The sequence below is a fragment of the Streptomyces sp. NPDC048370 genome (genome assembly GCF_043200825.1).
In the GTDB taxonomy this organism is placed as follows: domain Bacteria; phylum Actinomycetota; class Actinomycetes; order Streptomycetales; family Streptomycetaceae; genus Streptomyces.
This window is the reverse complement of the sequence record NZ_JBICYI010000022.1, coordinates 94,042-106,681: the sequence shown is the minus strand read 5'-3', so window position 1 is coordinate 106,681 and position 12,640 is coordinate 94,042. Positions and strand designations below refer to the sequence as shown.

Below are 12,640 nucleotides of genomic sequence, written 5' to 3'. Positions count from 1 at the left end.
GGAACGTATGCCCACAGCTCGTCGGCAAGGGCATGGTGCTTGCGGGCGTAGCCTCGGGGCATGAACTCGTACGGAACCTTTCCCGGGGCGCGGCCGCGGCGGCTGCGGACGACTCCTGCCATGCGGCGGATGGTGGCCGAGACGCGGCTGAGCCCGGCCGATCTGATCCTTCCCGCCTTCGTGCGCGAGGGCATCGCGGAGCCCCGGCCGATCCTCGCGATGCCCGGCGTGGTGCAGCACTCGCGGGACACGCTGCGCAAGGCCGCTGTGGAGGCGCTGGAGGCCGGGGTCTCCGGGATCATGCTCTTCGGCGTGCCGGAGGACGAGAAGAAGGACGGCGCCGGTACGGCGGGGACCGATCCGGACGGGATCCTGCAGGTCGCGATCAGGGACGTGAAGGCGGAGGTCGGCGACGACCTCGTCATCATGTCGGACCTGTGCCTGGACGAGTACACCGACCACGGGCACTGCGGTGTCCTGGACGAGAACGGGCGCGTCGACAACGACGCGACGCTGGAACGTTACGCCGAGATGGCCCAGGTCCAGGCCGACGCCGGCGTCCACGTCGTCGGGCCGTCCGGGATGATGGACGGTCAGGTCGGAGTGGTCCGCGACGCGCTGGACACCATCGGCAAGGAGGACGTGTCGATCCTCGCGTACACCGCGAAGTACTCCTCCGCCTTCTACGGCCCCTTCCGTGAGGCCGTCGGATCGTCTCTGCAGGGCGACCGCAAGACCTACCAGCAGGACCCGGCCAACGTCCGTGAGTCGCTGCGGGAGCTCGCGCTCGACCTGGAGGAGGGCGCCGACATGGTCATGGTGAAGCCCGCCGGTCCCTACCTGGACGTGCTCGCGAAGGTCGCCGACGCCGTGGACGTGCCGGTCGCCGCGTACCAGATCAGTGGCGAGTACGCGATGGTCGAAGCCGCCGCCGAGAAGGGCTGGATCGACCGCGACAAGGCCATCCTCGAGACGCTGACCGGGATCCGGCGCGCGGGCGCGCAGATGATCCTCACCTACTGGGCCACCGAGGTCGCCCAGAAGCTCGGGCGTGGGGTCTGACCGCCCCGAGACAATCTTCCACGGGGTCGGAGCCGCTGCACGGTGGTTCCGACCCCGTCGGTCATCGCGTCAGCAGCTCCACCAGGCGTGACATGCCGTCCTGCGCGTAACCCTCCTCGACCGACCGGTCCAGGAGCGCCTGGAGCGGCTCGAACAGCTCCGTGCTGACGCCCTGCGCCTCGAACGTCGCCATGAAGTTCGGGAACGCCGCCTGGTTCACGGCGAGGCTGGAGACGTCCGTGAGGTGGTTCCCGGAGTCGATGTCCCGGGCGATCTCGGGCACGATGCCGAGCATCGCCGTGATCCACGGGACCAGCAGCTCGGCGTACTCCTCGGCGCCGACCTTCTCCGTACGGACCAGGGCCAGCGCCTGCAGGACACCCGCGAACATCCCGTACATGCCCGTGAGCAGACCGAGGTCGTACAGCGCCGCGAGGCCCGGGTCGGCGCCCGTCCACCTGGTGCCGCCGAGCACGGCCAGGGTCGTGCGGTGGGTCTCGTACGCCTCCTCGTCACCGCTGTAGAAGACGTACGCCGCCGGGCTCGCGATCATCTGCGGGACGGCCATGATGCCGCCGTCGACGTACCGGGCACCGAGGCCCGTGGCGCGGGCGGAGAGGGCGCGGGCCTGCTCCGGCGTCCCGTTGGTGAGGTTGACCAGGGTCTTTCCGGCCACGGAGTCGCCGAGGGAGGTAAGGATCTCGTCGACGTTGTCGTTCGTCAGCAGGCACAGGATCACGAGTGGACTCGCCGCGACCGCGTCCGCGGTCGTGGCGGTCGGGTGCGCGCCCTGGGCGACCAGGGGGCCGGTCCTGGCCGGCGAACGGTTCCAGACGGTGACCGGGTGGCCGGCCCGCAGGAAGGCCGCGGCTAGGGCGGAGCCCATCATTCCCAGGCCGAGGACGGAGACCGGGGTGGGAGTGGGGGAGGGGGCGAAAGGTCTTTTGGGCATGGGTCTGCTCCTGGGCTCGGAAATGGAGGTTCGAGCCGTTCTCCGGCTCCCTTTCGATCCTTCTCCGGCGTGGTTGGTGCCACAAGTACCGACTTATTCGTCAGGTACGCACCGATTGGTAAGGGAGGGCCGGGCGGCGCACCCTGGAAGTACCTCAGGAGGTGGTCCTCATGATGCACACGCTCGTGGGATGGCACGTCGAGATGGAGTTCGAGGAGGACGGCGACCGGACGAGGGCGGCCGCCATGGTGCGGTTGGGTGACGGCACCGAGTTCCGCGCCCAGGGCAACGCCCACCGGCATCCGTCCGACCCGGAGCAGTTGCGGGTCGGCGAGGAGATCGCGGGCGCCCGCGCGCTCATGGATCTCGCCTCTCAACTGCTCCAGAAGGCCCACGTCGAGATCGACGAGGTGTCGGGGCGGACGTCCCACCCGATCCGCTGAAGCTTCATTCCGCGACGGGTTCAGTTGCGGCGTACGGAAAGGCCCCGGCACGGTCGCCCGTGCCGGGGCCTTCCACGGTCCGTTCTGATCCGTACGGATCAGGGGCGCTCGGGAGGATCAGAGGCGCTCGGGCGTCCGGATGCCGAGGAGCGCCATGCCCTGGTGGAGCGTGCGGGCCGTCAGGTCGCAGATGAACAGGCGGTTCTCCGCGACCTCCTGCGGCGGCTCGGGCTTGATGACCGGGCACTGGTCGTAGAACGTCGTGTACAGCGAGGCCAGCTGGTACAGGTACGCGGCCAGCTTGTGCGGGGCGTAGTCGGCGGCGGCCTCGGCCACCGTCTCGCCGAACTGGTCCAGGTGCAGGCCGAGCGCGCGCTCCGCCGGGGCCAGCTCCAGCTCGGGGTGGGCGACCGGGGTGCGGTCGCCCGCCTTGCCGAAGATCGACTTGATACGCGCGTACGCGTACTGGAGGTACACCGAGGTGTCGCCGTTGAGCGACACCATCTGGTCCAGGTCGAACTTGTAGTCCCGCGCCGCCGACGTCGACAGGTCCGCGTACTTCACCGCGCCGATGCCCACCTGGGCACCCCGCTCGGCGATCTCGTCCTCGGTCAGGTCGCGCGCCTTCTCGCGGACCACGGACGCGGCCCGGTCGATCGCCTCGTCCAGCAGGTCCACCAGCCGGACCGTCTCGCCCTCACGGGTCTTGAACGGCTTGCCGTCCTTGCCGAGCACCGTGCCGAAGGCCAGCTGGACTGCCTTCACGTCCTCGTTCAGCCAGCCGGCCCGGCGGGCGGTCTCGAAGACCATCTTGAAGTGCAGGGACTGCCGGGCGTCGACCACGTACAGCAGGGTCGTCGCCTTCAGGTTCTGCACCCGGTCACGGATCGCCGACAGGTCCGTCGCCGCGTAGCCGAAGCCGCCGTCGGACTTCTGGACGATCAGCGGCGTCGGGTTGCCGTCGGGGCCCTTGATGTCGTCGAAGAAGACGCACAGCGCACCGTTGGAGCGGACCGCGACACCGGACTCCTCCAGGATGCGGCAGGTCTCCACCAGCATGTCGTTGTAGCCCGACTCGCCGACCACGTCCGGGTCGTGGATGTCCATGTCGAGCTTGTCGAAGACCGAGTAGAAGTAGATCTTCGACTCGTCGACGAACCGCTGCCACATGGCACGGGTCTGCTCGTCGCCCGCCTGGAGCTCCACCACCCGTGCCCGCGCCCGGGTCTTGAACTCCTCGTCGGAGTCGAACAGCGCGCGCGAGGCCTTGTAGAGCCGGTTGAGGTTGGACATGGCCTCCTCACCGGAGACCTCGTCCTCGGACTTGTGGTCCAGCTCGTGCGGGTGCTCCATCAGGTACTGGATGAGCATGCCGAACTGGGTGCCCCAGTCGCCGATGTGGTGGCGACGGACCACCTTCTCGCCCGTGAACTCCAGGATCTCGACCATCGCCGCACCGATCACGGCGGAGCGGAGGTGGCCGACGTGCATCTCCTTGGCCACGTTCGGCTGGGCGTAGTCGATCACCGTCGTGCCCGCGTCCTGCGCGAACGGCACGCCGAGGCGGTCGTCGGCGGCGCGCGCGGCGAGGGTCCTGACGATCGCCGCGTCCGTGACCGTGATGTTCAGGAAGCCGGGGCCGGAGACCTCGATCTCCTTCAGCACGTCGTTCGCCGGGATTCCGTCGACGACCTTCGTCGCCAGCTCACGCGGATTGCCCTTGAGCTGCTTGGCGAGCGCCAGGATGCCGTTGGCCTGGAAGTCGGCCCGGTCGCTTCGTCGCAGCAGCGGGTCGGCGGAACCGGCCTCCGGCAGAGCTGCCGAGAGACCTTCCGCGAGACGCTGCTGCACGGTCGAAGCGAGGGAAGGGACCGAGGCCATGAGCTTCCGTTCCTGTCGGTGTTCTGTGGTGGGCTATTGCGCTTGTCAAGTGTCCCATGGGCGGGCAACGTGTTTTCTCCACCTGTGGACAACCTCGGCCTGTGGACAACCTCGGGGCGGGCCGTTCCGTCTGGGAGAATGGCTGGCGTAAGGCCGCAAGGCTTTCGCGTGCATCCAGCCTGATCAACCCTGAACGACAGAGACCATCCAGGAAGAAGGACGTACCGACCGTGGCTCAGAGCAGCACAGAGACCGACTGGGTCTCCCGTTTCGCGGACGAGGTCATCGCCGAGTCGGAGCGACGTGCGCCTGGCAAACCGGTCGTCGTCGCCTCCGGACTCTCCCCCTCCGGCCCCATCCACCTGGGCAACCTTCGCGAGGTCATGACCCCGCACCTGGTCGCCGACGAGATCCGGCGGCGCGGGCACGAGGTCCGCCACCTGATCTCCTGGGACGACTACGACCGGTACCGCAAGGTGCCGAACGGCGTCGAGGGCATCGACGACTCCTGGGGCGAGCACATCGGCAAGCCGCTGACCTCCGTCCCCGCCCCGGCCGGCTCCCCGCACCCGAACTGGGCCGAGCACTTCAAGGCCGCCATGGTCGAGGCGCTCGAGGAGCTGGGCGTCGAGTACGACCCGATCAGCCAGACCGAGCAGTACACGGCGGGCACGTACCGCGAGCAGATCCTGCACGCCATGAAGCACCGCGGTGACATCGACGCCATCCTCGACCAGTACCGGACGAAGAAGGCGCCGAAGAAGCAGTCGCAGAAGCCGGTCGACGCCGCGGAGCTGGAGGCCGAGGAGGGCTCCGGCGCGGCGAACGAGGACGACGGCTCCGGCGGCACCGGCGGGTACTACCCGTACAAGCCGTACTGCGGCCGGTGCGAGAAGGACCTGACGGCCGTCACCTCGTACGACGACGAGACCACCGAGCTCGCCTACACCTGCACGGCGTGCGGCTTCGGCGAGACCGTGAAGCTCAGCGAGTTCAACCGCGGCAAGCTGGTCTGGAAGGTCGACTGGCCGATGCGCTGGGCGTTCGAGGGCGTCATCTTCGAGCCGTCGGGTGTGGACCACTCGTCCCCCGGCTCGTCGTTCGTCGTCGGCGGCCAGATCGTCCGCGAGATCTTCGACGGCGTCCAGCCGATCGGCCCCATGTACGCCTTCGTCGGCATCAGCGGCATGGCCAAGATGTCCTCCTCGAAGGGCGGCGTGCCCACCCCGGCGGACGCGCTGAAGATCATGGAGGCGCCGCTGCTGCGCTGGCTCTACGCCCGCCGCAAGCCCAACCAGTCCTTCAAGATCGCCTTCGACCAGGAGATCCAGCGGCTCTACGACGAGTGGGACAAGCTGGAGGCCAAGGTCGCCGACGGCACCGTCCTGCCGGCGGACGCCGCCGCGCACGCCCGGGCCGCCCGCACGGCCGCCGGTGAGCTGCCGCGCACCCCGCGCCCGCTGCCGTACCGGACGCTCGCCTCGGTCATGGACATCACGGCCGGTCACGACGAGCAGACCCTGCGGATCCTCACCGAGCTGGACCCGGAGCAACCGGTGACCTCCCTCGACGAGGTCCGGCCCCGCCTGGACCGCGCCGAGAACTGGATCACCACGCAGGTCCCGGCCGACCAGCGCACCATCGTCCGCGACGAGCCCGACACCGAGCTGCTCGGCTCGCTCGACGACGAGGGCCGCGAGTCCCTGCGCCTCCTCCTGGAGGGCCTGGACACGCACTGGTCCCTGGACGGCCTCACCACGCTCGTCTACGGCGTCCCGAAGGTCATGGCCGGACTGGACCCCGAGGCCAAGCCGACGCCCGAGCTGAAGGTCGCCCAGCGCTCCTTCTTCGCCCTGCTCTACAAGCTCCTCGTCAGCCGCGAGACCGGGCCCCGCCTGCCCACGCTGCTCCTCGCGGTCGGCGCCGGGCGCGTACGCAAGCTGCTCGGCGCGTAACCGGGTACTCGTACGGACAGGGCCGCCACCGGGATTCCGGTGGCGGCCCTTCCGCGTCCGTCTGCCTGCTTCCGTGTCTTCTGCGACCTTCGGAGTAGACCGGGTTCCGACGTGCGCACGACGAAACGTGGCGCCGCGCACGGGACCGTGGACACATGAAGAACGAAGTCATCGCAGTCATCGGATGGATCACCCTCGTCCAGGGCGTACTCGGCGCCGGCGGCCAGATCTTCGGGGACAAGGCCTGGGGCCTGCTCCAGAAGTGGTGGGAGATCCCCACCGCCGGATACGTCGTCCTGGCGCTCGCCGGTCTCGTCCTCGCCGTGTGGGGCGAGGGCGCGAAGAAGCGGGCGAAGGCCTGAGCGACGCGGCAGTGGCCGATCGCGGCCGATCGCCGGGTCAGGCGATGTGGTTCTCCGCGAGCTCCTGCTCCATGCGCTGCCTGAGCCCGGGCATCAACTGCCGGAGCAGCGCAGCGCTGCGCGGGTGTTGGACGCCGTACCGGTCGCTCAGCAGTATGTCGAGCTGCTCGACGCTCGGCGGGAGCTGGTTGTCCCCGTAGTACGTCAGCAGGGCCTTGTACGCCACCTCCGTGAACTCCTCCACGGGCGGATCCTGGTCCACGTACTCCGGGTACTCCTGGAACTGCTCCGGGCCCTGCTCCTGGCGCGGGTCGGGGATCGGGAGCTCGTCGGGGCCGTAGGGCACCGCCACCGGCGTCGGCTCCAGGCCTTCGACGAACTGAGGAGCGTAAGCCCCTTCGTACGCCTCCGGCGGCAGCTGCTGGGCCTGGAACCACGGGCTGTCGTGGTTCGGTTCCTGAAGCTCCTGAGGATCGAGCTGCTCCTGAGGGGCGAGCTGCTCGTGCTGCTCCTGCCGCGGACCCGGCTGGTGCCGCTGCTGGACCTGGTACCCGGCCTGGCCCTGCGGAAGCTGCGGCGCCGTCTGCGCCGGCACCGCCAGCGGCTCGGCCTGCGCGACCACCGGCTGCGGCGGCAGCAGAGCCGGCTCCACACCGGCTGCCGCGAGCCCGGCCGCGGCCGTCTCCGACAGCGGCACACCGTACTTCGCGAGCCGTAGCGGCATCAGGGCCTCCACCGGCGCCTTCCGGCGCCACGCCCGGCCGAACCGCGCCTGCAGCCGCGCCTGGTAGATCAGCCGGTCCTGCTCCAGCTTGATCACCTGCTCGTACGAGCGCAGCTCCCACAGCTTCATCCGCCGCCACAGCCGGAAGGTCGGAATCGGCGACAGCAGCCAACGCGTCAGCCGTACGCCCTCCATGTGCTTGTCGGCGGTGATGTCGGCTATTCGGCCCACCGCGTGACGTGCGGCCTCCACCGCGACCACGAACAGCACCGGGATCACCGCGTGCATGCCGACGCCCAGCGGGTCCGGCCACGCGGCCGCGCCGTTGAAGGCGATCGTCGCCGCCGTCAGCACCCATGCGGTCTGACGCAGCAGCGGGAAGGGGATCCGGATCCAGGTCAGCAGCAGGTCGAGTGCGAGGAGCACACAGATGCCCGCGTCGATGCCGATCGGGAAGAAGTACGAGAAGTCGCCGAAGCCCTTCTCCACGGCGAGCTCGCGCACAGCTGCGTACGAACCCGCGAAACCGATACCGGCGATGATCACCGCACCGGCGATCACCACACCGATCAGCACCTTGTGCGTGCGTGTCAGCTGCACCGCGGCCACCCGCGATCCCCTCCCGTCAATCCACATCTCGCGGGCACAGCGTGGCACATGCGCGAGGAGCCCGGCCCCCGGGGGAGGGACAGGCTCCTCGAAAACACGTGCAAATACGGGTGTACGCGACGCCCGTCGGCTCCTGGCCTACGCGTTCGGTCCTACTGGGTCGGTCTACTTGTTGGCCGCGGCGACCGCCGCGACCGCCTCCTTGGAGGCCTTCACCGCGCCGTCCATCACCGTCTTGTCCGAGGGCGCGTCCGCGCCCGCGTAGCCGGCGCCGTTGTACGTGAGCAGCACCAGCACGTTGCCCGTGCGGGCGACGACCGAGACGTACTTGAAGTCCTCGTCCGTCTTCTTCAGCTCGTACGCCACGGTCTTCGACTGGTCGCCGATGCCCGACGCGTCCGCGGTACGGATCTTCTTCGCGCCCGCGGTCGCCTGGAGCTTGGCCAGCTCCTTGGCGAAGTTGTCCTGGGCACGCTCCTCGCCGCTGCCGAGGGAGGCGTCCGACGCGTAGCGGTAGAAGGAGACGTCGAGCCAGCGGTACTGCGAGCCCTTGACGCCCTTGTCGTCCAGACCGTTCCACGAGCAGCCGCCCCGGCTCTCGACGTCGCTGGACGCCGCCGCCGTACCGTTCTTCGCCTTCGCCTTCGGCACCAGGCTCGCGGTGGTCTTCTCGGTGATCGACTTGCAGACGTCGGGCAGCTTCGCGAACTTCGCGGGCGCGACCGACTTCGTCGACTGCGCGGCGCTCGGCGCCGACGACGCCGAACCCTTGCCCTTGTCCGGCGAGCCCGAACCACTGTCGGAGTCCGAGGAGCAGCCGGCGACGACGAGCATCACCGGGACGGCTGCGCAGGCGAGTATGCGGGTGAGTCGCGGGGCTGATCGGTGCATGGTTCCTTCAGTCGCTTGTCGTACGGTCCGGATTCCGGGTGCGGTCGGGAGGGAGTACGCCGACACGTTACGTGGTCCGGGAGCGGTCACGGAGTGGGTCCGAACGACTGCGGGACCGCTACTCCTCCAGGCGCTCGGCGAGCAGCCGGGCCAGGTTCCGGGCCTTTTCCTGCAGTTCCTGGCTGTCGGGGGCGTCCGCGGAACCCGTCGTCTGCTCCACGTACTCGACCGTCACGATCACGTTGGATGTGCGGAACACCACGCTCACGGTGCGGTGCCGGCCGTTCGCTCCCCCCGCGCTGAGCGCGTCGTCGAGGAACGCGACCTGGCCGAGGCCCTCCAGGACGCGGGGCTCCAGGCCGGTGGTGGGCGTGCCGGAGGGGGTGCCGTTGGGCGCTCCTCCGGTGGACGTCCCGGGGGGAGCGGCGGGGGGCGTCGTGGCTCCGCTCGGGCCGCTCGGGCCGCCGCTCGCCGTGGCGCTCGGGCTGCCGGGCGCCGTGGCGGTGCCCGTGCCCGTCTCCGTCGCCGAGCCGCTCGCCGAGCCGCTCGGGGTGGTCCCGGTCGGGCTCGGGGGCGGCTGGGGGAGGTTCGCCGCGATCTGCTTGTGGGAGAACACCTCCTGCGCGCGGTCGTCGTCGCTCACGGTCGGGTCGTACGACACCACCCGCTCGATGTCGATCCGCAGCCGGTGCATGGCGTCGGGTGTGTCGGACTTCCAGCTGCAGCCGACCCGGCGGTCGGTGTCGTACGTGACGGCGGCGCTGCCGCGGTAGGCCGCGTCCCGCTCGTCGTCGGGGAGCTGGGTGGCGCCGGGGAGCAGGTCGCGGAGGGTGTTCTGGGGGACGGCGCCGCAGGGCTCGAAGAGCGTGCGGTAGCGGCCGGGGGGAGCGGCGGCGGAGGCGGGGCCGGCCTTGGAGTCGACGTTGTCGGTGCCGGACCCGCTGCCGGCGGAGCATCCGGTGAGCCCCAGGACGAGGGCCGCGCCGAGCGCTGCCAGTCCGGGTACGTACGCCTGTCGCTGCACGCTCCCAGGCTCCCTTCTCCCGAAGACTTCCCCGAAAACCCTTTGCCGCCGGAGACCGGTCGGTGGACACAATGTCTATCGCACGCGCTGCCGTTGATGCCGGTCCGTTGTCACCTGTACGGGCCTTGGAGCCGGTTTTTGCGTTATCAGGCTTTTTGGGGGAATTGAGGAAGTATGTCGTATGTAGAGGTACCGGGTGCGAAGGTGCCCATCCGGATGTGGACCGATCCTTCCATGATCGACGACGGTGCGATGCGCCAGCTCCACAACGTGGCCACCCTCCCGTGGATCAAGGGCCTGGCCGTGATGCCGGACGTGCATTACGGCAAGGGCGCGACGGTCGGCTCGGTGATCGCGATGCGCGGGGCGGTGTGTCCTGCGGCGGTGGGTGTGGACATCGGCTGTGGCATGTCGGCGGTGAAGACGTCGCTGACGGCGAACGACCTGCCGGGGGATCTGTCGCGGCTGCGGTCGAAGATCGAGCAGGCGATTCCGGTGGGGCGCGGGATGCACCGGGACGAGGTGGACCCCGCGCGGCTGTTCAAGTTCCCGACGGCGGGGTGGGACGACTTCTGGTCGCGCTTCGACGGGATCGCGGAATCGGTCAAGTTCCGTCATGAGCGGGCCACGAAGCAGATGGGAACGCTGGGATCGGGCAACCACTTCGTCGAGTTCTGTCTGGACGAGTCGGGTGCGGTCTGGCTGATGCTGCACTCCGGGTCGCGGAACATCGGCAAGGAGCTCGCCGAGTACCACATCGGCGAGGCGCAGAAGCTGCCGCACAACCAGGGTCTCGTCGACCGTGACCTGGCGGTCTTCGTCGCGGACACCCCGCAGATGGGGGCCTACCGCAACGATCTCTTCTGGGCGCAGGAGTACGCGAAGTACAACCGCGCGATCATGATGGCGCTCTTCCAGGAGGTCGTCCGCCGGGAGTTCCGCAAGGCGAAGGTGACCTTCGATCCGGTCATCTCCTGCCACCACAACTACGTGGCGGAGGAGCGGTACGAGGGCATGGACCTGCTGGTCACCCGTAAGGGTGCGATCCGGGCCGGCTCCGGCGACTTCGGGATCATCCCGGGCTCGATGGGCACCGGTTCGTACATCGTGAAGGGGCTCGGCAACGAGGCGTCCTTCAACTCCGCCTCGCACGGCGCGGGCCGGAAGATGAGCCGGAGCGCGGCGAAGAAGCGCTTCTCGACGCGGGACCTGGAGGAGCAGACGCGGGGCGTGGAGTGCCGTAAGGACTCCGGTGTCGTGGACGAGATCCCGGGTGCGTACAAGCCGATCGAGAAGGTCATGGAGCAGCAGCGGGACCTGGTCGAGGTCGTCGCCAAGCTGAAGCAGGTCATCTGCGTGAAGGGCTGACGGCCCGCGTTCTTCGCGGGAGCGTTCCGGGGGCTGTCGGCGGTTGTCCGTGTCCGGAGGCTGTGGGCGGAGGTCGGGGGAGGGAAGGGGCCGGTGCTGCGCGCACCGGCCCTTTCCTCGCGTTCTCGCGCCTCGCGGCGGGCGGGTGCTCAGAGTTCGCGGTGGACCTTGGTGTTGGAGGCCTGGGCGCGGGGGCGGACGACGAGGAGGTCGATGTTGACGTGCGGAGGGCGGGTGCACGCCCAGGTGATGGTGTCGGCCACGTCGTCGGCGGTGAGGGGTTCGGCCACGCCCGCGTAGACCTTGGCGGCCTTCTCGGTGTCGCCGCGGAAGCGGGTGGTGGCGAACTCGTCCGTCTTGACCATGCCGGGGGCGATCTCGATGACCCGGACGGGCGTGCCGACGATCTCCAGGCGGAGGGTCTCGGCGAGGACGCGGGCGCCGTTCTTCGCGGCGACGTACCCGCCGCCGCCTTCGTAGGTGGTGTGGCCGGCGGTGGAGGAGAGGATCACGACCGTGCCGTCGCCGCTCGCGGTGAGGGCGGGCAGCAGGGCCTGGGTGACGTTGAGCGTGCCGATGACGTTGACCTCGTACATCTCGCGCCAGTCGGCGGGGTCGCCGGTGGCGACGGGGTCGGCGCCGAGGGCACCGCCGGCGTTGTTGACGAGGACGGAGATCGTCCGGAAGGCGGTCGCGAAGGTCTGGACGGCTTCGCGGTCGGTGACGTCGAGGGCGTACGACGTGGCCTGGTGGCCGGCCTCGTTGAGTTCGGCGGCGAGGGCCTCGATGCGGTCCTTGCGGCGGGCGGTGAGGACCACGCGGTATCCGGCGGCGGCGAGTTGCCTGGCGGTGGCGGCGCCGATGCCGCTGCTCGCTCCGGTGACGACGGCGATGGGGGTACCGGCGGCGGTCATGACGTGCTCCTCGCGCATGTGGTCGATTGTGTCGATCGCTCGGTCAGGATAGGTCCGGGGGATCAGCGGCCGCGGGGGGCGTACATGATCACGGCCATGCCGGCCAGGCAGATCAGGGCTCCGGTGATGTCCCAGCGGTCGGGGCGGTACCCGTCGGCGACCATGCCCCAGGCGATGGATCCGGCGACGAAGACACCGCCGTAGGCGGCGAGGATGCGGCCGAATTCGGCGTCGGGCTGGAGGGTGGCGACGAAGCCGTAGATGCCGAGGGCCGCGACACCGGCGCCGATCCAGATCCAGCCGCGGTGTTCGCGGACGCCCTGCCAGACCAGCCAGGCGCCTCCGATCTCGAAGAGAGCGGCGACGGCGAAGAGGGCTGCGGACCGTGCGATGAGCATGGGCTCAGGGTGCCACGGGACACGCTGACTGATGGATAGTCAGACTATGTGCCGATT

12 protein-coding genes are annotated in these 12,640 nt (G+C 69.5%); 5 read left to right on the top strand and 7 right to left on the bottom strand.

Features of this window, described 5'->3' with window-relative positions; translation table 11 throughout:
* The first annotated feature begins 60 nt into the window (after positions 1–60).
* Positions 61–1,062, top strand: coding sequence for a porphobilinogen synthase (gene hemB, locus ACGFYP_RS33415; RefSeq protein WP_361964667.1), 1,002 nt, complete (start codon positions 61–63; stop codon positions 1,060–1,062).
* Between the two features lie 61 nt (positions 1,063–1,123).
* Here the strand turns inward: hemB and ACGFYP_RS33410 are convergent, their stop codons facing one another.
* Positions 1,124–2,014 (bottom strand): NAD(P)-dependent oxidoreductase, encoded by an 891-nt coding sequence (locus ACGFYP_RS33410; protein WP_393501655.1) that lies wholly within the window; start codon positions 2,012–2,014, stop codon positions 1,124–1,126.
* Positions 2,015–2,187: 173 nt separating this feature from the next.
* Between ACGFYP_RS33410 and ACGFYP_RS33405 the strand changes: the two genes are divergently transcribed.
* Positions 2,188–2,457, top strand: coding sequence for a DUF1876 domain-containing protein (locus tag ACGFYP_RS33405; protein ID WP_361964707.1), 270 nt, complete (start codon positions 2,188–2,190; stop codon positions 2,455–2,457).
* A gap of 117 nt (positions 2,458–2,574) precedes the next feature.
* On the opposite strand, the gene argS is transcribed toward ACGFYP_RS33405, so the two are convergent.
* Positions 2,575–4,338, bottom strand: a complete 1,764-nt coding sequence (gene argS / locus ACGFYP_RS33400) for an arginine--tRNA ligase (protein WP_361964662.1) — start codon at positions 4,336–4,338, stop codon at positions 2,575–2,577.
* 230 nt (positions 4,339–4,568) lie between these two features.
* On the opposite strand from argS, the gene lysS reads away from it, so the two are divergent.
* Both lysS and ACGFYP_RS33390 read left to right on the top strand, forming a co-directional pair.
* The gene (gene lysS / locus ACGFYP_RS33395) at positions 4,569–6,293 is read left to right on the top strand and encodes a lysine--tRNA ligase (RefSeq protein ID WP_393501652.1); all 1,725 of its coding nucleotides are present in this window, start codon (positions 4,569–4,571) and stop codon (positions 6,291–6,293) included.
* Between the two features lie 155 nt (positions 6,294–6,448).
* On the top strand, positions 6,449–6,655 hold the full coding sequence (locus ACGFYP_RS33390) for a hypothetical protein (RefSeq protein WP_393501650.1): 207 nt from the start codon (positions 6,449–6,451) through the stop codon (positions 6,653–6,655).
* A 37-nt stretch (positions 6,656–6,692) separates the two neighbouring features.
* Here the strand turns inward: ACGFYP_RS33390 and ACGFYP_RS33385 are convergent, their stop codons facing one another.
* The 3 genes from ACGFYP_RS33385 to ACGFYP_RS33375 form a co-directional block, all read right to left on the bottom strand.
* Entirely contained in the window at positions 6,693–7,988 is a 1,296-nt protein-coding gene (locus ACGFYP_RS33385; protein WP_393501648.1) for a DUF2637 domain-containing protein, read from the bottom strand.
* Between the two features lie 165 nt (positions 7,989–8,153).
* On the bottom strand, positions 8,154–8,879 hold the full coding sequence (locus ACGFYP_RS33380) for a DUF3558 domain-containing protein (protein ID WP_361964654.1): 726 nt from the start codon (positions 8,877–8,879) through the stop codon (positions 8,154–8,156).
* 118 nt (positions 8,880–8,997) lie between these two features.
* The gene (locus tag ACGFYP_RS33375; RefSeq protein ID WP_393501646.1) at positions 8,998–9,903 is read right to left on the bottom strand and encodes a DUF3558 domain-containing protein; all 906 of its coding nucleotides are present in this window, start codon (positions 9,901–9,903) and stop codon (positions 8,998–9,000) included.
* Positions 9,904–10,077: 174 nt separating this feature from the next.
* Between ACGFYP_RS33375 and ACGFYP_RS33370 the strand changes: the two genes are divergently transcribed.
* Positions 10,078–11,271 carry an RtcB family protein gene (locus tag ACGFYP_RS33370; RefSeq protein ID WP_393501644.1) on the top strand — a complete coding sequence of 398 codons (1,194 nt, stop codon included), beginning with the start codon at positions 10,078–10,080 and terminating at the stop codon, positions 11,269–11,271.
* A 149-nt stretch (positions 11,272–11,420) separates the two neighbouring features.
* Here ACGFYP_RS33370 and ACGFYP_RS33365 read toward each other — a convergent pair whose 3' ends face one another.
* On the bottom strand, positions 11,421–12,185 hold the full coding sequence (locus tag ACGFYP_RS33365; protein ID WP_393501690.1) for an SDR family NAD(P)-dependent oxidoreductase: 765 nt from the start codon (positions 12,183–12,185) through the stop codon (positions 11,421–11,423).
* A gap of 62 nt (positions 12,186–12,247) precedes the next feature.
* On the bottom strand, positions 12,248–12,583 hold the full coding sequence (locus tag ACGFYP_RS33360) for a YnfA family protein (RefSeq protein WP_361964648.1): 336 nt from the start codon (positions 12,581–12,583) through the stop codon (positions 12,248–12,250).
* Positions 12,584–12,640: the final 57 nt, after the last annotated feature.